This is a genomic window from Bacillus sp. RO1 (assembly GCF_012524115.1).
GTDB lineage: Bacteria > Bacillota > Bacilli > Bacillales > Bacillaceae_I > Sutcliffiella_A.
Genome location: NZ_JAAZWB010000015.1, coordinates 1 through 22,265, shown reverse-complemented (window position 1 = coordinate 22,265; position 22,265 = coordinate 1). Strand labels below are relative to the sequence as shown.

The window sequence follows — 22,265 nt, the reverse complement described above, 5'->3', positions numbered from 1 at the left end:
CCCTTGGTGGGCGCTACTGAGGTCTTCATTCACCCTCTCAAGACCTCTCTCACCCTTGGTTAGCGCTACTGAGGTCTTCATTCACCTTCTCAAGACCTCTCTCACCCTTGGTTAGCGCTACTGAGGTCTTCATTCACCCTCTCAAGACCTTTCTCACCTTTGATTACCGCTACTGAGGTTTTCATTCACCTTCTCAAAATTCTCAAGACCTCTCTCCCCCTTGGTTGACGCTACTGAGGTCTTCATTCACCTTCTCAAGCCTCTTATCAGGTTCACTAAGGTATGAAAAATAAACATAAAAACAGTCACCCGTCCTAAAAGCGGGTGACCATTGTTATTGTTATTGTTATGGATATAGACGGTTTAGTAATCTTGGGAATGGAATTGCTTCTCGAACGTGCTCTGTTCCGCTAATCCAAGCTACCGTACGTTCAAGTCCAAGACCAAAGCCAGAATGAGGCACTGAGCCGTATTGGCGAAGCTCCAAGTACCACTTGTATGCATCAGACTCCAAGTTATGCTCTTCTAAGCGTTGTTTTAGTAGGTCAAAATCATGAATACGTTCAGATCCACCGATGATTTCTCCGTAACCTTCTGGTGCAATTAAGTCTGCACATAGAACTACATCGTCACGCTCAGGATGAGGCTGCATGTAGAATGGCTTGATTCCAACAGGATAATGAGTAATGAACACAGGCATATCAAAGCTTTCAGCAATGGCTGTCTCATGAGGTGCACCGAAATCATCGCCCCACTGGATATCATCAAAGCCTTTTTCATTTAAGAATTTAATGGCATCATCGTAAGAAATTCTTGGGAATGGAGCTTGGATTTTTTCAAGCTTAGATACATCTCTATCCAGAATGCCCAATTCCAATTTGCAATTTTTTACAACCGATTGTACGATGAAAGAAACATATTGCTCTTGGACAACAAGGTTGTCTTCAAACTCATAGAACGCCATCTCAGGCTCAATCATCCAGAACTCAATTAAATGACGTCTAGTTTTAGACTTTTCTGCTCGGAATGTCGGACCAAATGAGAATACTTTACCAAGCGCCATCGCTGCTGCTTCCATGTAAAGTTGTCCACTTTGAGAAAGATATGCGTCTTCGTCAAAGTATTTCGTTGCAAACAGTTCAGATGTTCCTTCAGGAGCACTACCTGTTAAGATTGGAGGATCTACTTTAGAGAACCCATTTTCATTAAAGAATTCATAAGTCGCACGAATTACTTCATTTCTAATCTTCATGATGGCATGTTGTTTTTTGGAACGCAACCATAAATGGCGATTATCCATTAAGAATTCTGTTCCATGATTTTTTGGAGTGATTGGGTAATCAACAGCTTCATGGATTACTTCCACCCCTGTTACACCAAGTTCGTATCCAAAAGGTGATCTTTCGTCTTCACGGACGATACCTTTTACATATACTGACGTTTCCTGAGTAACAGATTTTGCTGCTTGGAATACAGACTCCTCTACTTCCGCTTTTACGACTACTCCTTGGATGAACCCGGAACCGTCACGTAATTGTAGGAATGCAATTTTCCCGCTAGATCTTTTGTTGGCAATCCAAGCACCAATGGTTACTTCTTCTCCAACATGTTTATGTACTTCAGATATTGTTGTTTTCACTACTTTATTCCCTCCAGCAATGTTCTTGCAATGTATTTACACTTTTATGTACATACCCTCTATTATACAAGCCTGTAATATCGTAAGCAAACAATTTTCCATACATTCTATAAAAGGTGAAGGCTAAGTAATTTTACTTAGCCGCCACTTTTGCCATATAACTTGCAATCCGTTCTACAGCACTTTCCAATAAATCCAGACTTGTTGCATAAGAAAGACGAACATAATCATCCGCTCCAAATCCTGAACCAGGGACAAGTGCCACCTTTTCTTCCTCCAGCAAAGCTTTTACAAAACTATCTACATCATCAAAACCTGCCATTTTTGCAGCTTCAATGGCTTTAGGGAAAAGATAAAATGCCCCTTGTGGCTTAAGGCAATGGAAGCCAGGAATTTGATTCAGTTTTTCAAAAATGATGTTTAGTCTCTTCTCAAATGCTTGTCGCATGATTTCTACATCATCCTGAGGTCCTTTGTATGCAGCAATGGTTGCATATTGGGAAATGGATGTAGGATTTGATGTACTATGGCTTGCAAGGTTTGTCATTGCGCTAATAATGGTCTGGTTTCCTACTGCGTACCCGATTCTCCATCCTGTCATAGAGTGGGATTTGGATACCCCATTAATAATGACTGTTTGCTCTTTCAATTCTGGTGAAAGTTGAGCGATGGAGATGTGCTTGTTTCCATCGTATAGCAGTTTTTCATAAATTTCATCTGAAACAATAAGAATATCGTGTTCTAGGCACACTTTCCCCAGCGATTCCAATTCTTCTTTGGTATAAACCATACCAGTCGGGTTACTTGGAGAGTTCAATACTACCGCTTTGGTTTTAGGGGTAATTATGGCTTTCAGCTGCTCAGCAGTAATTTTAAATTGATTTTCTTCCTTACCTTCCACATATACAGGTACACCTTCAGCAAGCTTTACTTGTTCTGGATAGCTAACCCAATAAGGAGTAGGAATAATCACTTCGTCCCCTTCATCGAGGATAACTTGGAAAAGAGTGTAAAGAGCGTGCTTAGCACCAATACAAACAATTACTTCTGATGGCTTGTATGTTAATTCTTGGTCGCGTTCAAGCTTGTTGATAATTTCTTTTTTCAATGCAGGAAGTCCACCTGATGGAGTATATTTAGTAAATCCTTTATCCATTGCATCTTTTGCAGCGTCCATGATGTGTGCTGGTGTATTAAAATCAGGTTCGCCTGCCCCTAAACCAATGACATCATGACCTGCGTCTTTAAGTTCTTTTGCTTTGGCCGTAATCTCCAAAGTTGTGGATGGTGTTAATGTTGATACTCTTTTGGCTAATTTCATTTTTACTTCCTCCCGCTTCTTTTAAAAGATTATTCGTTGAAAGTATTCTCCTGTTTCAAATTTAACGTAATAAAGATTATATTGATCATTGATGTCTTTATATTTAATTTCCCATAAGGGGGTGTTTTTTTCCATTGCAAGAGAGATGGAAATAATCTCTTTTGGCTCCCTGTCAGTCTGAAGATAGTTCAATACTTCTTCTTTTGGAATACCGTCTTTCATTTTCATTGTATGGACAATTTCCTTGCTTTCTTTCACCCACACAACAATCTCTTCTTTTTCACTATCGGTTCCTTGTACAATAACATAGGAGTTTGTTCCATTGTATGCCGCTACATCTTCCACTGTTTGTAGCTCTGCCCCTTTTTGGGCAACTGCCACACCTTTTTCTAACTCGTTTTCAACGGGTGACATGGCTGTTTGATATATAGAAATAAATTGCCACAAAATAATGATGGCAATCATGATTATGCTAAAAATAATCCATTTTTTCATTTCATCACTTCTTTATGTACGATATATTGTAAAAACTGCTTTTTCTTTGTCATCTTGGTCTAAAGCCAAGCCGAACATAAGGTTTTCTCTTTTTAGGGTTCTGTTTAATGTATCCACGATTTTATATAAATCAGATGAATTTTCTACTGTCACAGTTGACAAAACCTCAATTTTACTTTCCATCCCAAAATCCTCCTGCGTTTAAACAATTTTTTTACTTATACTGACCTGTAATGTCGGTTAGAATATAAGTACTGAATCACCTATAGTGTTCAAACACATTATAACAGTTTCTATTCAGTTTAGTACATTGATGTACGTGAAAGTATAAAATTTGCTTCTATCCCACACCAACTTTGATGGGTGAACCTTTCTGAAATGGAAGGTTCACCCCTTTTTATTTAAGCCGCTGTTGATTTCCGCTAATGACTCCGCTTTCCTAGGGGCGCTGCTGAAGCCTCCTTGACTACACTGCGGGGTCTCCACCTAGCGCTATCTCCCTCAGGAGTCTACGCCTTTTGCTCCAATCACCAGCTAGAAGTCAATAATAACTTTACGTTATCAGTTTTTCAGTGGCCTTGCTTTGCCTGCGCTACTCCCCCGCTGGAGTCTTCGCCTTTTGCTCCAATCAACTGCTTTAAACTAGTTTATCTTATTCAAAATTGCAAAGAAGGAGTCTTTTTTGACAATTGCGTTAGGGATGGATTGTAAGAAGGTGTTACCGTATCTTTTTTCCACCACTCGCTTATCAAAGATGAATATTTCTTTTGGACCTTCTGCTTCTAAAAAGCGACCTATCATTGCTTTGAATCTTAATACTGCTATTGGTAATGATACATCTGTAAATGAATTGCGGCCTTGTCCCTCAATAGTGGCAATTTTAGCTGCCATCACCGGTTCGTCCATTGACTTGAATGGAAGTCGCATGACAACGAGCTTGTTGATTTTTTCACCTTGTAAGTTAACTTCTTCTAGGAATCCATTTGTTACCAACAGTATGGCCTTTTCAAAGTTGGCAGCAGCTTTTAGTATTTTCTGTTTTCCGCCTGACAAGCTACTTTGACTGACGACTACGGTTTCATCTGCATTTGGCAGGGATTTGATTGCCTGATAAACAGCAGTCAACATCTCAAGGGAAGAAAAAGTAACAAGAATTCTTCCCCCTCTATCTTCCAAAAGCTCTAATAGTTGCATGGCAGCGATCTCGTTGAATGCTTCATTTTTCCCTCTTGTAATTGCTGGCATATCTGTGGGAATAAATACATCTGGATAATTAGTTCCGGCGTTTTCAACAGTTACCGTCTTAGGATAGAAGTCTGTCAGCCCTAACTCCTCAAGCATATAATCAAAATTCTTGTCCACACTTAATGCTGGCGAAATAAAAAGTATACTACTTTTTTGCTGATAAAACTTTTCAGCAAGAGTATGGGAAACATCAAGAGGTTGCTCATAAATGGCAACCGAATTCTTTGCCCCTTTTGTGTGTACATCAAACCAGGTTAATCCACGCTTCTCCACACTGAATAACAGGGCGTGAAAGGTATCCCTCATTTGCTTCAAAGGTGTTGAATCAGCCTCTTTTTCCAACGACAAAAGGACTTCTGTCAATTTCATATACAGCCTTTGGGCAGCTTCTAGAACAGCATACCACCCTGGTGACTTTTCCTTCAACACATCATATCTGTATATTACTCTTGATTGCCCCTTTTTTGTTCTCAGAAGGCAGTAACTTCGGATCAACCGAAAAGCCTCGTCCAGTTCTTCTTTTGCCTGTTGGACGACAATGGTTTCCTTTAGCCTTGATAAAGCAAAATATAAATCCAGATAGCTGATTTCTTTCCCAAGGAACCTGCTTACACTTTGGTGAAAAAGACTGGCATCTTCAATAAGGAAATGGTCCATTTGCCTAAATGCTTCGGGCTTCCAAATTTCCTTTGCTAAAAACATGTGATTAGTAAAAATAATGGAGGCACTTTGTACTCTATCCTTTGCTCTTGAATAAAAGCAAAGGTCATCTTGTGAGTCATTAGTTGAATCTCCGTAAGAACAATTGATGGAATCCCAGAGCAACCTTCCCCCAGACGAAAGAGAGAGTTCTTCCATATCTCCTGTTTCAGTTTCTGTTAACCAAACGAGAATCTGCGCCTTTGTTAAAACAGCATCATAGTTATCATCTGCTTCTCCTAGCACTGTCACTAACCTCGACAAGCTAAGATAATAATACTTCCCTTTTATTTCTGATAAGAGAAATGCACCATGCTTATTTAGTGCTAACACTTGTTTCTCAAGCTCTTGCTTCGTTTCTTTCGTGGCAGAACTCATTACCACTTTTTTATTATTTTCCAGGGCAAAAGCCAGAGCACCTAACGTTTGTATTTTGTGAGAGGCTGTAATTTCCAATAAACCATGTTGCCGAGCATCGAGAAGGGAAGTCAATTCTTTATCAATGGGATTTAGCAAGCCCTTGACTTTAGTTAGCATCGCACTTTTCACTTTTGATAGTTCTTCGATAGGCTGTAGAGAAGCTTTTCTAACAGCAAGCTTTTCATCATATAGAACATGGATAGGAGAAGATGACACACCCTTTTGTTGAAATAATAGGTGAATATCACTTTTCATTGTATGTAAAAATGTATGTAGCTGATTTATCGTAACGGAGGGTAGACTTTGTATCTTCTCCATCAACTTTAGAAAAATAATGGCCGTTGCTTCTGCATCACTATCTGCTCTATGTGGATTGTCATGATTTAACTCATAAAAAATAGATAAGTCCGTTAGTTTATAGCTTTTTTGTGTAGGCAGTAAAATCCTGGCCAATTCAACTGTATCAAATGTATTTCCTGAAAATGTAGGATGTCCGCTAGTTTTCAACTCATGTTGCAAGAAAGAAAGATCAAAAGGTACATTGTGTGCCACTAAGGCTGATCCTTTTAGCATTTCACACAGCATAGGAGCTATTTGTGCAAATGTTGGAGCCTTGTCGACCATATCCTGATTAATATTGGTTAGTTGTTCAATAAAAGGCGGGATGGTACATTGAGGGTTCACAAAGCTTGCAAAGCGCTCGACTATTTCACCATCTTCTATTAAAACAGCGCCAACTTGTATTATTTTGTCATTTTTCTTGGGAGTATTCCCTGTCGTTTCCAAGTCAAGAACGACAAATCGCTGTTTCATTCATTCCACCTCATTACATCTGTTCAACATATATAAAAGGTACCATAGACATCATCTGAAAAAAATATGTATTTTTATTTTTCCCATGTTTAAATAGAAAAACCCCCTGTTTTGAGGGGGCCACTGAAAAAGTCATTGAATTAAGACTGTGTTTAGACACCGCTGTTGATTTCCGCAAATGGCTTCGCTTTCCTAGGGGCTGACGTGAGCCTCCTCGGCTACGCCTGCGGGGTCTTCAGCTGACGCTATCTCCCTCAGGAGTCTTCGCCTTTTGCTCCAATCACCAGCTTAGGAATCATTAGAAACTTTCCGTTATCAGTTTTTCAGTGGCCTCGTTTTGAGGGGGAATATTAAATAACAAGTTGATTTTCGTTCCAGGCACTTCACTTTCCATGGGCGGTCCGGAAGGCTTCGACAGCGATTCATCGCACGAAGAAATTGCGATAGCATTTTCGAGGAGTCTTCGTGCCTTCCACTACAATCAACAGGTGGTTACATTCATTTATATCATAACTGTTGCGGCTGGTTCTGTGCCTAGCATTTCGATTATTTCGTTGTATTCGTTCATGACCGCGACTTTTGGTTGATGGTTTTTTACTTTTTCCTCAGCCATCATAGCATAAGATATGACGATAATGACGTCGCCTTCTTGAACGAGTCTTGCTGCTGCACCGTTTAGGCAAAAGTCCTTCCCGCCTCTTTTACCAGGGATGATATATGTTTCAAAGCGTGCACCATTATTATTGTTCACAATTTGCACTTTTTCGTTTGCAGCCATGCCAACTGCATCGAGGATATCCTCGTCAATTGTAATACTGCCAACATAATTTAGATTAGATTCAGTTACTCTAGCACGATGTATTTTTGCATTCATTAGTGTACGAAACAATTTTTATTCCCCCTTAGAATATGAAAAAACAATGTTGTCAATTAGCCTTGCCTTTGAAAACTTCACTGCAATAGCAATGATGATGCTCTCCTCTTCCTTTACCTTCTTTAGTTCTTGAAGGGTCGGGTACTTGTAGATCTCCACATATTCCGCTTTGTGTCCTGTTTGACGGAGAATATAGTCCTCCATTTCTTGTTTTACAGCATGGACATCTATTCCTTCTTCCAATTTCGCCTTACCGAGTGTAAGTGCTTTATACAGGGATGGTGCTTTGCTTCTCTCTTCGTCGCTTAAATACACATTGCGGGAGCTTTTTGCAAGACCATCTTCTTCCCTGACTGTCCCTACTCTTACCAATTCTATTGGCAGATGGTAGTCATTTATCAAACCGTCAATCACTGCGACTTGCTGTGCATCCTTCAACCCGAAGTATGCAGTATCTGGTGTCACAATCTGAAAAAGTTTCATGACAACCGTCGCTACTCCGTCAAAATGTCCAGGACGATGTTTTCCACAAAGAACATCCACTCGTTGTTCCACTCTTATGATGGTTGTTCGATTTTCTTTGTACATTTCTTGTACTGAAGGGTAAAAAAGATAGTCCACTCCACGTAATTTTGCAATTTCTTCGTCACGCTCAAAGTCACGTGGATAAGCTTCTAAATCCTCATTGGGTCCGAACTGTAGAGGATTAACAAAAATACTTAACACGACAATATCATTGTTTTCTCGGGCTTTCTTTAGTAATGTTTGATGTCCTTCATGTAGAAAGCCCATCGTAGGAACAAAACCTATTTTTTTACCTTGCTGCTTTTCTATTTTTATGACATGTTGCATGTCGGTTATTTGTTTAATGATTTTCACATTTTATCCCCCATATAAACGATGCAGTGTTTCCTCTTTCATCGTAAAACTGTGTTCAGGTTTAGGAAAAGCATTTTCTTTTACCTCATGTACATACTGTTGCAGACCATCTTTCATTAACCTTTGCGAATCCACATAAGAATGCACAAACTTTGGAACGCGGTCTACCCCGTATTTCACAACATCATGGTAAACTAGTACCTGACCGTCAACATCAACACCTGCACCTATGCCAATCACTGGAATGGTCAGTTGAGCAGCAATATCTTTCGCTAGTTGCTTTGGCACGCATTCTAATACAAGAGCCATTGCCCCTGCCTCTTCAGCTGTCCTTGCATCCTGAATCATTTTCTTGGCACTTTCTACATCTTTCCCCTGTACTTTGTAACCGCCAAGAACCCCTACCGATTGAGGAGTCAGCCCCAAATGGGCGACCACTGGAATACCGGCACTGGTCAGAGTGGAGATAACATGGAACACTTCGCCGCCACCTTCCACTTTCAACGCATGTGCCCCTGACTCCTGAACGATTCTTTTGGCATTCAAAAGGGTGTTTTCCATGGAAAGGTGATAGGACATAAATGGCATATCTGTTACGATAAATGTAGAAGGTGCCCCCCTTCTTACTGCTTTCGTATGATGAATCATGTCATCCACTGTAACAGGTACGGTAGATTCGTATCCAAGCACGACCATACCAAGAGAATCACCAACAAGTATCATGTCAACGCCAGCTTCTTCAGCGAGCTTTGCAGAGGGATAATCGTATGCCGTTAACATGGCGATTTTCTCATTATTTTTTTTCATTTTTAAAAAGTCTGATGTAGTTTTCATTTTCCGTCCTCCTTTTTAGTAAGGAGAGGAAAAGAACCGAAAAAAATCCCTCTTTTGCTCATGCGAAAGAAGGATGTGGTGTTTAGCTCAAAAAATCATTCAGTTCAATCCCTCTGTCCCAGTCCTTTGGATCAAGGCAGATATTTGGTTGGTATTATTATAAATCTTGAAAGTTGTCAGGTGCAGTTCAATAATAGATACTGCCCATCACAATTATTATAGAGCATGTGGTGTAAGAATGCCATCATTAATCGCTTCCAATTTGAATATCCGCTGAGTGAATATAGTGGATTATGTCTTGGTCATCCTCAAGCATCAGGACGCCGTCTTCTGTAATGCCTTTAGCTGTTCCTTCTAATGTTCCTGTGATAGTTCGAGCAATGATCCTCTTGCCGATACTGATGGCATAAGACTCCCATAAAAGTTTGATCGGATAAAACCCATGCTGCAAATACTTTTGATAAAGGTTTTCAAATTTCATCAGAATGGATTGGATAAGCTCCGCGCGATTGACCTTTTCTCCTAGTTCAATGGACAAAGAGGTTGCAATGGAATGAAGATCTTCCGGAAATTGTTCCAAAGTTTGATTCACGTTGATCCCCATGCCGATGATCACAGAATTGATTTTATCTGCTTCTGCCTGCATTTCAGTAAGTATACCGACTGTCTTCTTTTTATTGATCAAGATATCATTAGGCCATTTAATATCCGGACGCAATTCGGTCACCTCTTCAATCGCCTGAGTGATGGCAACTGCTGTCAATAAAGTCAGTTGAGGTGCTTTGGCTGGCGGCAGGTTCGGGCGTAAGATCAGACTCATCCAAACTCCGGTGTATTTTGGTGAATACCAAGCCCTACTTAATCTCCCTCTCCCAGAGGTTTGTTCCTCAGCCACAACCAATGTTCCCTCAGGAACACCATCATAAGCCAATTGATGGGCTATTTTTTGGGTGGAGGTGACGGAATCTTCAAAATGTATTTTTCGTCCTAGTGTTTCCGTTTTTAACCCTAGAGAGATTTCATTGTGGGATATCTTATCGGGAATGGTTTTTATTCGGTATCCCTTTCTTCTTACTGCCTCAAGCTCATAGCCTTCCTGCCTCAAGTCTTCAATATGCTTCCAAACGGCTGTTCTTGAACACCCTAATTCTTCGCTTATCTTTTGGCCAGAAAGGAAATCACCTTCAATTTCGGTGAACATCTTTAATAGTTTGGATCGTATTTCTGTAGCCAATTGTACACCCACTCCTTCAAAGCCGCTCTTTCATTTTCTATTTCTCCATGAATCAAAGTCATTTCCAGGTCTGCCAGTATCTCGGAAATCCACTTCCCTCGTTTTCCTCCTGCCATTTCCATCAGGTCATGACCGTTGAGCACAACATCTTTCAAACTGTATATTGGAAGATTGTCGTATATTTCGTTTATCTTATTTTTAGAAATTTCTTCGTCCAAGCTTAGAACGCACATCACATGATGAGCTTCTAATGACCGTTCAAGTCCCGCTCTGTATACAGACTCCTTTTCCCAGCCGAATTGTTGGAGCTGTTCAATGAGCAGTAAATTCTCTACGACCGACTTAATGATTTTCTTTGGTAGTTTCCAGCTAGTTAAAAAAAATTCCACTTCATGCTTATCTATCTTCAAACCGTACGCCAATACCGTCCAAATGGCTGACCGATTCTGAAGGCGCTGTAGAGGCAGGTCTCCTATTTCCAGCAATTGTTCTTCTTTCCCGTCGAACCACGGGAGGAATGAATGTATACCCGTGGTAACCAAAAGTTCTAAGCCAAATTTAACCCCTTGTCCCAGTAAGAGCTTCTCCATTTCAATTGTTTTTCTTTCAATAGAGACGTTCTCAAGCAACGCTTTGTCTGCTTGAATTCCCAAAAAAGTGTCTGCTTCTAAAGAAAAAGACAATTGACTGGCAAAGCGGACAGCCCGAAGCATCCTTAAGGCATCCTCCCTGAAACGCTCAGTAGCCTTGCCAACAGTACGAATAACTTTCCTATGAATATCCTTCTCCCCATCAAATGGATCTAGAATTTTGCCGTGTTTATTCATCGCAATCGCATTCATCGTGAAATCTCTTCTTTTTAAGTCTTCCTCTAAGCTTTTCACGAAGATCACTTCATCTGGATGTCGATTATCCGTATAGTTTCCATCTGTTCGGAAAGTAGTCACTTCATAGCTTTCTTGCTCAGACGTTAGTACAATAATTGTTCCATGTTCCGCACCGACATCTACCGTTTTGGGAAATATGGCCTGAATTTCTTCTGGAGTGGCGGAAGTGGCTATATCAATATCCCCGATTTCTCTGTCCATTAGGGTATCCCGAACAGAGCCTCCTACAAAGTAAGCCTCATGTCCGTTATCTTCTAAACGCTCTATGATTTCAATTCCTTGTCGGAAGGCTATGTTCATGGTCTCTCCCCCGTTTTCACCCATCAGTGCTTAATTAATTGCTTATACATATCTTCATACTGCTCCACGATTCTCCGTGAACTGAAATGCTCTTTTACTCTTGTAATGGCATTTCCAGCAAATTCTTTATGTAGGTTTGCATTGTCCAATATTCTTATCGCATTTTTTGCAATATCTTCTACATCCCCAACGTCGCTTAAATAACCTGTCACTCCATCCTCTATTACCTCCGGAATTCCACCAATCTTGGTACCTACTGAAGGAACGCCGCAAGCCATTGCTTCTAATAATACCAGACCGAAACTCTCTTTTTCTGATAAAAGAAGCATAAGGTCGCTAATGGAGTATAAGTCTTCTAGGTTCTCCTGTTTTCCAAGGAACAGCACCTTATCTTTTAACCCAAGTTCTCTAACTAAATTACACACGACTGAAATTTCCGGTCCATCTCCTACAAGCAGCAATTTTGAAGGTACTTGCTTTTCAATAAGATGGAAAGACTTCACAACATCTTGAACTCGCTTTACTTTCCGGAAATTGGACACATGGATGATGACTTTTTCCTCATCTGCTATCCCATATTGTGTTTTCAAATCTTGCGTGTCTTTTTTAAAATACACCCGTTCATCAATAAAATTATAAACGGTTTGAATGGCCTTCTTTGGTTGCAGGAGGTCATAAGTCTGTTGAACAAGAGATTCTGATACTGCCGTTACAACATCCGACCCTTCAATACCAAAACGAATCATATCGTTTAAAGATGGATCGTAACCTAAAACAGTAATATCCGTACCATGCAATGTGGTCACTATTTTAAGTTTATCATCCGTCATTTTTTTGGCCAAATAAGCACAAACAGCATGAGGGATAGCATAGTGTACATGAAGCAAGTCTAATTTCTCCCTTTTTGCCACTTCTGCCATTTTGCTTGCTAAGGCCAAGTCATATGGCGGGTATTGAAAAACAGAATACTGATTCACCTGTACTTCATGATAATAAATGTTGCTATACACTTTATTTAGTCGAAAAGGCATACTCGAGGAGATAAAGTGAATTTCATGCCCTTTCTCCGCCAAGAGTTTTCCTAATTCCGTTGCAATTACCCCAGATCCCCCTACGGTTGGATAGCAGGTAATGCCGATTTTCAATTTCAATTAAATCCCACCTAATAAATCAAAATTTAGGACAAGTGGTCCTTTTGCAAAAAAGCCTTCTGCGTACTTTGAGCCGATTTGCTTCCCATATGCCCGTTCACGGCTTATTACCGCGTCCACATACCCATTGGTAAGCGGTGTTTCCACACCGTCTTTAACTTTCTCAAATTGGCTTGTATATGCTTGAAGTGCCATCGTTTTTTTATTGATTTGATCTGATATATCTATGTAAAAATCCGGTTTATTCATCCCATTAATCTGGTAAAAATAAAGGTTATCTGGTTTATGTGCTTTTTGGTCTTTGTAATCTTCCACCATTCTAACACCAGAGGAAAAGACTGCCTCTTCCACTAGCTTGGCACAATTGCCATGGTCAGGATGGCGGTCTTCATGATATGGGGCAAATACAATGCGTGGCCTGTATGTTCTAATAACAGAAACAATCTCGTTTATGTATTCTTCTTTCAGATATAGTCCCCTATCCGGCAAAGAAAGCTGAATGAGTTCATCAAGTTCCAAAATACTTGCGGCCTTGGCTGCTTCACTCTGGCGAATTTCTATCGTTCCATTAGATGATTTCTCTGCAAGTGTCAGATTACAAATACCGATTTTTAAGCCTTGTTCTTTATATTTGGCAAGCGTACCTGCCATCCCGATTTCGACATCATCAGGATGTGCCCCAAAAGCGAGGATGTCCAGTGGCTCAGTCATGACTGTCTGCCTCTCTACCGTGAACAATCTCTCTCCAGCTCAGCTCTCCCCTTGCAAGGCCGTGAATTAAAATCTCCGCTGTCCCCATATTGGTTGCTAAGGGAATGGAATATACGTCACATAAACGAAGTAATGCTGTCACATCCGGCTCATGAGGTTGGGCAGTCAAAGGATCCCGGAAAAAGATTACCAAATCCATTTTATTTTGGGCAATCATGGCCCCAATTTCTTGATCCCCACCTAGTGGTCCAGACTGAAAACGATAAACAGTTAAACCAGTCGCCTCTGCAATCCTAAGGCCAGTGGTACCTGTCGCAAAAATTTCATGCTTTTCTAATATCGTTTTATACGCGGTAGCAAATTGAATCATATCCGGTTTTTTCTTATCGTGTGCAATTAATGCTATCTTCATGACAGTTCCCCCGTTACTCGATAATATTTTCCAAGCCGTACACTAACTCTTCCAGATTCATAATCGTTTCCACAGACAGTCTAACACCAGACATAAAGCTTGCACGATTGTAGGAATCATGACGGATCGTCAATGATTGGCCTTCCCCGCCAAACATTACTTCTTGGTGCGCTACAAGGCCTGGCAATCTAACACTGTGAATTCGAATTCCATCCTTGGTTTCTGCTCCTCTTGCACCATTGATGGTTTCCTCTTCCTCAGGATGGCCTTGCCGTTTTGGTTCACGGGTTTTGGAAATAAGTTCTGCCGTCTTTATGGCTGTGCCAGAAGGAGCATCCAGTTTTCTATCATGATGCAATTCCATGATTTCCACGTCTTGAAAATGCTTTGCTGCCATTTGAGCAAACTTCATCATTAAAATAGCACCCACCGCAAAGTTTGGAGCAATGATGACACCGACTTTTTTGGATTTAGCAAGTTCTGTTAATTCTTGAAGTTCTTCTTCATTAAAGCCAGTAGTACCAACGACAGGGCGAATCCCATGTTCCACTGCAAGTTTCGTATTGATCTTTCCGATTTCAGGAGTGGTAAGGTCTATAAGTACATCTGCTTCTACCTCTTTAAAACAAGTTCTTGGATTATTGTAAATTGGTGCATCAATCTTAGGAAAACCTTCCACATCAGAAAGTAGTTTGCCTTCATTCACTCTATCGAGGCAAGCAACCAGCTGAAAATGTTCTGTGTTATGTATTAGATCTGCTGCTTCTCTTCCCATGCGTCCACGAGGGCCGGCAAGAATAATCTTGATGTTTTTCATTATTTTCCTTCCTCCTCAATCCTTGTCCATCTATCTTTATCTCTTGTTTGAAACTTTTCCATCACGCGTTCGTGAGCTTCTTGTAAATCTATATTAAGAGAATTGGCGAAGCAGATCATCACAAACAGCATATCACCTAACTCTTCTTCCATCGTATTTTCTTTTTCTGTGCTTTTCTTCGGTTTTTCTCCATAGTAGTGATTAACTTCACGAGACAGTTCTCCAAGTTCCTCTGTCATTCTTGCAAGCATTGCTAACGGACTGAAATAACCTTCTTTAAACTGGGAAATATAATTGTCAACTTCCTTTTGAATCTCTTGCATCGTCTTTTCACTCATGCACATGTCACCTCACCTTATCATGTTAGCTAAAACCCTATCATTTGACAAATGATTGAGCTTGATTTTAAAATCACGCAACACCATCCTGTCGATTGTAGTGCAAGGTGTGCAACTCCGGCGTGAGGTAGCGGTAGACTTGAGACCCTACAGGCGAAGCCGAGGCCACTAAAAAACTGATATTATATAGTACTTGGTAATTATGAGCTGTGGATTGGAGCAAAAGGCGAAGACTCCTGAGGGAGATAGCGCTAGGTGGAGACCCCGCAGGCTTGCCGAGGAGGCTTAAGCACCGCCCCGCGGAAAGCGAATACCTGGAACGCAATCGACAGGAAGTGATAAAAAAACAAATAATAAGCCTTACCCTTTATCTCATTTACTTCTCTTCTTCTTGTCTATTATAATAGAGAGGTTGTAAACTATCTAGGTCTTGGAGGTCCATCATGTTAAAAGGCTTGAAAATCAAAAATATCATCTACATACTAATCGGTTCTGCCATATTCGCTTTTGGTCTTGTCAATTTCAATATGCAAAACAATTTAGCAGAAGGCGGCTTTACTGGCATCACCCTACTTTTATACTTTCTTTTCAGATTTGATCCTTCTTATACCAACCTTTTGCTTAATATCCCTATCTTTTTCATTGGTTGGAAGCTGCTTGGTAGGAATACATTTTTCTACACACTTATAGGAACTTTCAGCTTGTCTTTATTTTTATGGATCTTCCAAAGGGTCCCATTAATGTTCCCTCCTCTAGAAGATGACTTAACTTTAGCAGCGTTGTTTGCGGGAGTATTCATTGGAATAGGTTTGGGGATTATTTTCCGATATGGAGGAACAACAGGCGGTGTGGATATTATCGCTCGTCTTGCGCACAAATATATTGGCTGGAGCATGGGAAAAGCGATGTTCATGTTTGATGCTGTGGTCATCGTACTCTCGTTGATTATGTACTTAACCTATCAGGAAGCGATGTACACACTTGTTGCTGTTTTCGTTGCCGCTCGTGTAATTGACTTTATGCAAGAAGGAGCTTATGCTGCCAAAGGCGCTACCATCATTTCCGAAAAGAATGAAGAAATTGCCTCTAAAGTTCATGCGGAAATGGACCGTGGGGTGACCATCTTACGCGGACAAGGTTCGTTTTCAAAGGTTGAGCGCAATGTGTTGTATTGTGTTGTTGCGAAAAATGAATTGGTGAAATTGAAAAATGTCATCACCTCTGTTGATCCGCATGCGTTTGTGGCAGTCAGTGATGTACATGATGTACTTGGAGAAGGCTTTACGTTGGATGAGAATAAAAATCCGATGGAGCGATAATTTTTACACTTTGAAGATCTTCGTACAAGTTATGAAGATCTTTTTTGTGCGGTAAGTCAAAGATTTGAGTTATGTGGCCCTTTTTTGTATTTCTTCCTTCAGAGGTCTTTATTCTTATCAAGACCCCTTCTTTTCGGTTTTCTTCCTTCAGAAGTCTTCATTCTGCTTATCAAGGCCTCTCTCTTAGGTTTTCTTCCTTCAGAGGTCTTCAGAATCCGTGTATAAACATGAAAAAACAGCCCGATCACACAGGCTGCTTCCAAACAAACTAATCTCTATTCCCTACTTCCCAAATATATCAAAATAAACCTTACTAGCTCCGCTACCGCAACAGCCGCTGCTGCCACGTAGGTCAATGCCGCCGCATTCAGTACTTTCTTTGTTTCACGTTCTTCATTGTTAGTAATGATTCCAAGCGACACGACTTGGTCCATCGCACGATTAGATGCATCAAATTCAACAGGCAAGGTAACCAACTGAAACAGCACCGCAGCCGCCATAAAGATGATTCCGATAAGGATCAGGTTACTAGCACTAAAAATTATACCTGCGAAAATCAGGAAGAATGACATATTCGAACCAAGACTTGCTACCGGCACTAATGAGTGGCGAAACCGTAGAAACGCATAGTTCTGGTTGTCCTGGATGGCATGGCCTACTTCATGGGCCGCAATTGCTGCACCTGCTATGGAATTACCGTGATAGTTATGTGACGACAACCTGATTGTTTTTGAGCGAGGATCATAATGGTCAGTCAAATGCCCTCTTGTCTCTTCCACCCTCACATCGTGGATTCCATTATCGTGTAATATTCTCCTAGCGACCTCTGCTCCCGGCATCCCGGAAGAGGAAGCTACTTTTGAATACTTTTTATACGCACTTTTCACTCTTGACTGCGCCCATAGTGGGACAATCAGCAAGAAAGCAAAGTAGATTAGATACATTCCCAATCCCATTAGTTAGTCCCTCCTTAGCTTGATTACATAGCTAACTGTAGTCTTCCTATTAGGATTATTTTATTTCCTACATTTTATCCCTGTCAATCTTTAAGCTTTTTACGCATCTCTAGCCTCTTTGCTCCCAAGTACTTACGGAAGGCCACATAGGACAGCGTCAATAAAATAAAGCTACCTGTTGAAATCATCACCCACAAAAGTGAAGGATCTGTTTCATCCTCTTTAAGTTCTTTAAATAGCGCTTTAAGATCTGCTTCAATTACCTGCATATCGTCGAATTCTTCTGAATGGGAGAGCAATGCATCTCTATTCTTATCCAAATAATCGATATGGGCATCCATCTTTTGAATATACTCTGGTTTTACATCCATTCTCACACTGGGATGAATCATGTCGTATTCCAGTAACAGTCGTCGATACAATGTTTCATAAGAATCACTGTCCCTCGTATCAACGGAATCTTTCAGCTGTTGAAAGGTCATGATTAACGGGTCTTCCATCTCCACCCACATAGGTTGGTGTTCAGAAGTCATGGCATCTACCGCCAAACGGAGTCTGATGATTGCCCTTACTTTTTCTTCGTGCGGGAGAAGAGTGTCACTAAGGGAGGCCATTGATTGTTGGTGAACCACAGATATAATCCTAACTTCATCAGATGGGATTTGCTGGTTTGTCACCATCAGCTTTGTAAATTCATCAGAAAAAATATCCATTAGATTGTGCGCTTCTACATATCGTTCCGTTTTTACCAGCTGAAGAGCATCATCCATAATAAAATTAAGAGCAAATGGCTCTAACGGTTCATGAGAGTGTGCTTTTATACCTGACGGGAAAATAAGTAAAAATAAGAGTATAGCTACTATATGTCTTTTTGCTTTCATCGCTTGTCCCTCCCATATTCTCTACTAAATGTTATGAGAGTGTGGACAAGGTTAGAACTTTAATCCAAGGACAACTTCATTCTATTGTTTCGTAAAGAGAAATAATACGCGACGCCGATGGAAAATATACTTAACCAAAATGTGAAATATCCTATTTGAGGCAAGTATTTCATTAAGCTTCCGTACCAAGGCATCATTTTAAATACATAGTCAATAACATCATTATGTAAAGTCCATATCCCTGCTGCAACAAGATGCCATAGTTTGAAACGATAATAAGGACTATATAGAACACCTTGCACAGCCATCGCTCCATGGGAAACGATCAGCATATATCCTTCAATCGGTAAGTAGCCTGTTTCCATGAGAGTTAAAACATTCATCACTACAGCCCATATTCCATATTTCACTAACGTAATAATCGCTAACGCCTCGAACAGTTTGAAATTTTTTTTAAAAATAAAACCTACCAAGACAAAACAGAAAAAAAGACTTGCTGTCGGACTGTCAGGGACAAAAATAAGAAAAATAGCAGGGGTTTCTGCCAGCTGATAGCCATACCATATGTACCCATAGATGGTGCCAAGAACATTAATAATCAACACCAACCACAGCATCACCGGCGTTTTCAATAAGTGTATAAACCAAGTTAACATCATGTGTCCTCACTTTTATTTAATTGATGTTTCCATTATACAAAAAAGCTGGCTAAATTAGCCAGCTTCGTTGTTATTCTGCTTCCGCAGCTTTTTTATTCATTTCAACTAGGTAGTCACCTAAGATTTTAAGTTCTTCGTCAGAACCTTTGAAAATCCCAGCTCCCATATCACCTTGACCCTCTACTGCGATTTTCTGATAATCTTCAGAAGCATAGTCAGGGTTGTCTAGTAAGGATGGAGCTACACCAGGACTACCTTGTAGGTTGTTAGCATGGCAAGAAAGACAGGTGTTTTCTTGAAGAATCAAGTAACCTTCTGCATTCTCATCAATTTCAACCGCAAGTTCGTCTCTAATCTCACCTTGTTCTGCCGCAGCTTCCCAGTCATGAGAATCAACAGACTGCCAAGTTAAGAAGAAGATTGAAGCGATACCAAGCAACATTAGACCAGTTGCGATTGGACGCTTACTTGGGCGACGCTCAGGACCACGGTCTAAGAATGGAGCAAGTAATAATGCACCAAACGCAAGACCAGGCATAATCATTGCACCTATAACCGTATATGGTCCAGCTGCATATTGATATTTAAGTAGTTCATATAAGAATAAAAAGTACCAGTCTGGTAACGGTATATACGCAGTATCAGTAGGATCTGCGATACGCTCTAATGGTGATTGGTGAGCGACAGTCAGGCATAGGAATGCGATTAGGAAAACCGCACCAACCATCCATTCTTTTAGCAAGAAGTTTGGCCAGAATGCTTCCGTTTTACCAGGAAACTCGGAATAATCTTTTGGAATATTAGGTTTGCGTACTGCTGGGACACGCGAGTCACCAACAAACTTCATACCTTTTCCTCTATGCATATAGGTTCCCCTCCTTTGTTATCAAAAATAATGGATCTTATAGCGGTCCAGAAATACCTTGCTTACGAATCATGACAAAGTGAGCACCCATTAAGCCAAATAGAGCTGCAGGTAAGAAGAATACATGAATCGCAAAGAATCGAGTTAGTGTCTGAGCACCAACAATTTCAGGATGTCCAGCAAGTAACGTTTTCACCATATCCCCTATTAATGGGGTTGCAGCGGCAATCTCTAACCCTACTTTTGTAGCAAATAATGCTTTCATATCCCAAGGTAATAGGTAACCTGTAAACCCTAGACCTAACATAATGAAGAAGATAAGTACTCCTACCACCCAGTTAAGTTCACGTGGTTTTTTATATGCACCTTGGAAGAAAACACGTAGTGTATGTAAAAACATCATTACGATAACCAAACTAGCTCCCCAGTGGTGCATACCGCGTACGATTTGACCGAACGCAACTTCATTTTGTAAATAATAAACAGATTCCCACGCATTTTTGATGTCCGGAACATAGTACATAGTCAAGAACATACCTGATAGTACTTGGATAACTGTTACGAAGAATGTCAATCCACCGAAGCAATAAACGAATGCGGAGAAGTGATGTGCTGGGTTTACGTGCTCAGGTACCTCGTGGTCAGCGATATCGCGCCACATTGGCGTAATATCTAATCGTTCGTCAACCCAGTCATAAATCTTATTTAACAATTATTACGCCTCCCCTTTAGGTTTTGCGCTACCTAGATATACTTTTCCATCTTCCACTTTATGTGTATAAACATCTAGTGGAGCAAGTGGAGGAGTATTAGGTACGTTGTCACCATTTTTTTCATACAAGCCATAGTGGCATGGACAGAAGAATCTATTCGGATTCGCTTCATCAGAAGCCCAGTTCACCGTACAGCCAAGGTGCTTACATACAGGAGATAATGCGATTACATCTCCATTTTCGGATTTAAAAATCCAAGCAGATCTTGGTTCTTCAGATTCATACCATGCATCAACTTGCTCGATTTTAAAATCAAAACGTTGTGGTTCAGTTGTTAGTTCGCTTTCTTCACAAACATAAACCAGTTCTTGGTCAACTCCAGCTTTAAGCACCGGATCAATTGCAAAACGGACCATTGGCATCAGCATACCTGCTGCCATGAAACCGCCTACACCAGTAAGGGTATAGTTTAAAAATTGACGTCTAGACACGCGATGGTTTTTCTCACTCATTGTTTTCCCCCCTCTATAGACAGAACTAAGTCCATACGGACAGTAGATTATAACACATAGAAAACTAGGACATTCTCATGATATATCAATCTTGTCCCAAGGTCAATAATCTCCTGCCTCGAAAAAATGGCAAGGTTGTGACTTATTTTCAATCCTTTTAAAATATTTTCGTTTTTTTATTGCTTTTTTAATATCATTTTGCTATTAGTTTGCCTTTTGGGATATTTTGCACCAATTTCTAAACTTTTAATCCTGCCATTTTTGGATAAACATCGGTAATAATTGATTCATCTGATCTTGAATGATTTTTTGTTTATATTTATCTTCCATATCTTCTAAAGGGATTGCCGGTAGCCATACAAGCTTTCCTTCTAATTGCTGTTCATTTTGACTCCAAGAACTGTCGGATGTCATAAGAAATACATGTTTAATATTACTTTCTTTAATATGTAGGGACAGATTGTTAAGCTGTGCTATTTTGTTTTCAGCTTGGTCTGATTCGATATAACTGAAAGGAGGCAACAGAATAACTCTTCCTTTAAATTGTCTTTCCAATTCGTAACTTAATATGTTTATGTATTCTCCGTGAGATGCAATTGTTTTGATATTGTCCCCAAAACTAATCGGCATCAGGGGAATGATGACAGTATCTATGTATTCTTTTGCTTGTACATATTGGGAGATATCTTTGCTTGTCCATTTCATGGTTTGGTTTCAACTCTTTCTATTGTGGATTTAGTGTCGTTCTTTAAATATAAGTTTTGTAGTAGAAGAGGTCAAATGTTTTGGGAGAACCCACGAATTCTCTATCTTGAGCAAATCATCACTTCCTCAAGTATTTAGAAAATGAAAAAAGCTGCATAAGATGCAGAATTTGCGGACGAGCAGCATGTCGATAAGAAAATCTTGAAGCACAAGCTTTTGTATCTGCACCGGAGCTATATCATTGACCATTTCAATGAAATTTCATTGTCGCAAAGGTCTTCATATCGGTGATGAGGACCTCTCTTCTACTGCTTTCTCATCACTGACGTCTTCATCACGTCCATGAGGACCTCTCTTCTCCTTTTTCCTACTCACTGACGTCTTCATCACGTCCATGAGGACCCCTCTTCTCCTTTTTCCTCCTCACTGACGTCTTCATCACGCCCATGAGGACCTCTCTTCTACTTTTTCCTCCTCACTGACGTCTTCATCATGTCCATGAGGACCTCTCTTCTCCTTTTTCCTCCTCACTGAAGTCTTCATCACGTCCATGAGGACCTCTCTTCTCCTTTTTCCTCCTCACTGA

Annotated in this window: 23 protein-coding genes; 1 reads left to right on the top strand and 22 read right to left on the bottom strand. The window is 40.4% G+C overall.

From position 1 onward, the window contains the following. Positions 1-346: 346 nt before the first annotated feature. The 15 genes from asnS to HC179_RS00560 form a co-directional block, all read right to left on the bottom strand. On the bottom strand, positions 347-1,639 hold the full coding sequence (gene asnS, locus HC179_RS00630) for an asparagine--tRNA ligase (protein WP_168862583.1): 1,293 nt from the start codon (positions 1,637-1,639) through the stop codon (positions 347-349). 133 nt (positions 1,640-1,772) lie between these two features. Continuing rightward, positions 1,773-2,960, bottom strand: coding sequence for a pyridoxal phosphate-dependent aminotransferase (locus HC179_RS00625; protein WP_168862582.1), 1,188 nt, complete (start codon positions 2,958-2,960; stop codon positions 1,773-1,775). A gap of 21 nt (positions 2,961-2,981) precedes the next feature. Continuing rightward, entirely contained in the window at positions 2,982-3,455 is a 474-nt protein-coding gene (locus HC179_RS00620) for a cell wall elongation regulator TseB-like domain-containing protein (protein WP_168862581.1), read from the bottom strand. 12 nt (positions 3,456-3,467) lie between these two features. Then, complete coding sequence (locus HC179_RS00615) at positions 3,468-3,638, bottom strand: YpmA family protein (protein WP_168862580.1); 171 nt, start codon at positions 3,636-3,638, stop codon at positions 3,468-3,470. A 459-nt stretch (positions 3,639-4,097) separates the two neighbouring features. Continuing rightward, positions 4,098-6,632: an exonuclease domain-containing protein gene (locus tag HC179_RS00610; protein ID WP_168862579.1), complete on the bottom strand. Its 2,535-nt coding sequence runs from the start codon at positions 6,630-6,632 to the stop codon at positions 4,098-4,100. 502 nt (positions 6,633-7,134) lie between these two features. Next, positions 7,135-7,521, bottom strand: coding sequence for an aspartate 1-decarboxylase (gene panD, locus HC179_RS00605; protein WP_168862578.1), 387 nt, complete (start codon positions 7,519-7,521; stop codon positions 7,135-7,137). A 3-nt stretch (positions 7,522-7,524) separates the two neighbouring features. Further along, complete coding sequence (gene panC, locus HC179_RS00600) at positions 7,525-8,385, bottom strand: pantoate--beta-alanine ligase (RefSeq protein WP_168862577.1); 861 nt, start codon at positions 8,383-8,385, stop codon at positions 7,525-7,527. Positions 8,386-8,388: 3 nt separating this feature from the next. After that, a complete protein-coding gene (gene panB / locus HC179_RS00595) occupies positions 8,389-9,219 on the bottom strand; it encodes a 3-methyl-2-oxobutanoate hydroxymethyltransferase (protein ID WP_168862576.1) in 831 nt (276 codons plus the stop codon). Positions 9,220-9,466: 247 nt separating this feature from the next. Continuing rightward, positions 9,467-10,420 (bottom strand): biotin--[acetyl-CoA-carboxylase] ligase, encoded by a 954-nt coding sequence (locus HC179_RS00590; RefSeq protein WP_168862586.1) that lies wholly within the window; start codon positions 10,418-10,420, stop codon positions 9,467-9,469. 2 nt (positions 10,421-10,422) lie between these two features. Next, the gene (locus tag HC179_RS00585; protein ID WP_168862575.1) at positions 10,423-11,640 is read right to left on the bottom strand and encodes a CCA tRNA nucleotidyltransferase; all 1,218 of its coding nucleotides are present in this window, start codon (positions 11,638-11,640) and stop codon (positions 10,423-10,425) included. A 23-nt stretch (positions 11,641-11,663) separates the two neighbouring features. Continuing rightward, complete coding sequence (bshA, locus tag HC179_RS00580) at positions 11,664-12,791, bottom strand: N-acetyl-alpha-D-glucosaminyl L-malate synthase BshA (RefSeq protein WP_168862574.1); 1,128 nt, start codon at positions 12,789-12,791, stop codon at positions 11,664-11,666. Continuing rightward, positions 12,792-13,502 (bottom strand): bacillithiol biosynthesis deacetylase BshB1, encoded by a 711-nt coding sequence (bshB1, locus tag HC179_RS00575; protein ID WP_168862573.1) that lies wholly within the window; start codon positions 13,500-13,502, stop codon positions 12,792-12,794. Beyond that, positions 13,495-13,914 (bottom strand): methylglyoxal synthase, encoded by a 420-nt coding sequence (gene mgsA / locus HC179_RS00570; protein ID WP_168862572.1) that lies wholly within the window; start codon positions 13,912-13,914, stop codon positions 13,495-13,497. The genes bshB1 and mgsA overlap by 8 nt, the downstream gene beginning before the upstream one ends. 13 nt (positions 13,915-13,927) lie before the next feature. Further along, a complete protein-coding gene (dapB, locus tag HC179_RS00565; RefSeq protein WP_168862571.1) occupies positions 13,928-14,731 on the bottom strand; it encodes a 4-hydroxy-tetrahydrodipicolinate reductase in 804 nt (267 codons plus the stop codon). Then, the gene (locus tag HC179_RS00560) at positions 14,731-15,069 is read right to left on the bottom strand and encodes a nucleotide pyrophosphohydrolase (RefSeq protein WP_168862570.1); all 339 of its coding nucleotides are present in this window, start codon (positions 15,067-15,069) and stop codon (positions 14,731-14,733) included. Before HC179_RS00560 ends, dapB begins: the two co-directional genes overlap by 1 nt. A 443-nt stretch (positions 15,070-15,512) precedes the next feature. On the opposite strand from HC179_RS00560, the gene HC179_RS00555 reads away from it, so the two are divergent. Further along, entirely contained in the window at positions 15,513-16,388 is an 876-nt protein-coding gene (locus HC179_RS00555) for a YitT family protein (protein ID WP_148988378.1), read from the top strand. A 275-nt stretch (positions 16,389-16,663) separates the two neighbouring features. Here HC179_RS00555 and HC179_RS00550 read toward each other — a convergent pair whose 3' ends face one another. The 7 genes from HC179_RS00550 to HC179_RS00520 form a co-directional block, all read right to left on the bottom strand. After that, positions 16,664-17,344 carry a zinc metallopeptidase gene (locus HC179_RS00550; RefSeq protein ID WP_205825171.1) on the bottom strand — a complete coding sequence of 227 codons (681 nt, stop codon included), beginning with the start codon at positions 17,342-17,344 and terminating at the stop codon, positions 16,664-16,666. 83 nt (positions 17,345-17,427) lie between these two features. Beyond that, positions 17,428-18,225, bottom strand: coding sequence for a sporulation protein YpjB (locus tag HC179_RS00545; protein WP_168862569.1), 798 nt, complete (start codon positions 18,223-18,225; stop codon positions 17,428-17,430). 59 nt (positions 18,226-18,284) lie between these two features. Then, on the bottom strand, positions 18,285-18,881 hold the full coding sequence (lhaT, locus tag HC179_RS00540; RefSeq protein WP_168862584.1) for a lipoprotein heptaprenylglyceryl N-acetyltransferase LhaT: 597 nt from the start codon (positions 18,879-18,881) through the stop codon (positions 18,285-18,287). 73 nt (positions 18,882-18,954) lie between these two features. Beyond that, positions 18,955-19,749 (bottom strand): menaquinol-cytochrome c reductase cytochrome b/c subunit, encoded by a 795-nt coding sequence (locus HC179_RS00535; RefSeq protein WP_168862568.1) that lies wholly within the window; start codon positions 19,747-19,749, stop codon positions 18,955-18,957. A gap of 37 nt (positions 19,750-19,786) precedes the next feature. Then, positions 19,787-20,461, bottom strand: a complete 675-nt coding sequence (gene qcrB, locus HC179_RS00530) for a menaquinol-cytochrome c reductase cytochrome b subunit (RefSeq protein WP_010193681.1) — start codon at positions 20,459-20,461, stop codon at positions 19,787-19,789. A 3-nt stretch (positions 20,462-20,464) separates the two neighbouring features. After that, positions 20,465-20,974, bottom strand: coding sequence for a ubiquinol-cytochrome c reductase iron-sulfur subunit (locus tag HC179_RS00525; protein ID WP_148988374.1), 510 nt, complete (start codon positions 20,972-20,974; stop codon positions 20,465-20,467). A gap of 246 nt (positions 20,975-21,220) precedes the next feature. After that, positions 21,221-21,679, bottom strand: a complete 459-nt coding sequence (locus HC179_RS00520) for a YpiF family protein (protein ID WP_168862567.1) — start codon at positions 21,677-21,679, stop codon at positions 21,221-21,223. Positions 21,680-22,265: the final 586 nt, after the last annotated feature.

What these genes read in the sequence shown, in the direction of transcription:
- HC179_RS00610 (WP_168862579.1), bottom strand. Translation starts at nt 6,632, where the DNA reads ATGAAACAGCGATTTGTCGTTCTTGACTTGGAAACGACAGGGAATACT.
- mgsA (WP_168862572.1), bottom strand. Translation starts at nt 13,914, where the DNA reads ATGAAGATAGCATTAATTGCACACGATAAGAAAAAACCGGATATGATT.
- HC179_RS00585 (WP_168862575.1), bottom strand. Translation starts at nt 11,640, where the DNA reads ATGAACATAGCCTTCCGACAAGGAATTGAAATCATAGAGCGTTTAGAA.
- HC179_RS00615 (WP_168862580.1), bottom strand. Translation starts at nt 3,638, where the DNA reads ATGGAAAGTAAAATTGAGGTTTTGTCAACTGTGACAGTAGAAAATTCA.
- HC179_RS00550 (WP_205825171.1), bottom strand. Translation starts at nt 17,344, where the DNA reads ATGGGATTGGGAATGTATCTAATCTACTTTGCTTTCTTGCTGATTGTC.
- HC179_RS00560 (WP_168862570.1), bottom strand. Translation starts at nt 15,069, where the DNA reads ATGAGTGAAAAGACGATGCAAGAGATTCAAAAGGAAGTTGACAATTAT.
- HC179_RS00535 (WP_168862568.1), bottom strand. Translation starts at nt 19,749, where the DNA reads ATGCATAGAGGAAAAGGTATGAAGTTTGTTGGTGACTCGCGTGTCCCA.
- HC179_RS00590 (WP_168862586.1), bottom strand. Translation starts at nt 10,420, where the DNA reads ATGTTCACCGAAATTGAAGGTGATTTCCTTTCTGGCCAAAAGATAAGC.
- HC179_RS00555 (WP_148988378.1), top strand. Translation starts at nt 15,513, where the DNA reads ATGTTAAAAGGCTTGAAAATCAAAAATATCATCTACATACTAATCGGT.
- bshB1 (WP_168862573.1), bottom strand. Translation starts at nt 13,502, where the DNA reads ATGACTGAGCCACTGGACATCCTCGCTTTTGGGGCACATCCTGATGAT.
- HC179_RS00525 (WP_148988374.1), bottom strand. Translation starts at nt 20,974, where the DNA reads ATGAGTGAGAAAAACCATCGCGTGTCTAGACGTCAATTTTTAAACTAT.
- HC179_RS00625 (WP_168862582.1), bottom strand. Translation starts at nt 2,960, where the DNA reads ATGAAATTAGCCAAAAGAGTATCAACATTAACACCATCCACAACTTTG.
- HC179_RS00545 (WP_168862569.1), bottom strand. Translation starts at nt 18,225, where the DNA reads ATGAAAGCAAAAAGACATATAGTAGCTATACTCTTATTTTTACTTATT.
- dapB (WP_168862571.1), bottom strand. Translation starts at nt 14,731, where the DNA reads ATGAAAAACATCAAGATTATTCTTGCCGGCCCTCGTGGACGCATGGGA.
- HC179_RS00520 (WP_168862567.1), bottom strand. Translation starts at nt 21,679, where the DNA reads ATGAAATGGACAAGCAAAGATATCTCCCAATATGTACAAGCAAAAGAA.
- HC179_RS00620 (WP_168862581.1), bottom strand. Translation starts at nt 3,455, where the DNA reads ATGAAAAAATGGATTATTTTTAGCATAATCATGATTGCCATCATTATT.
- panB (WP_168862576.1), bottom strand. Translation starts at nt 9,219, where the DNA reads ATGAAAACTACATCAGACTTTTTAAAAATGAAAAAAAATAATGAGAAA.
- lhaT (WP_168862584.1), bottom strand. Translation starts at nt 18,881, where the DNA reads ATGTTAACTTGGTTTATACACTTATTGAAAACGCCGGTGATGCTGTGG.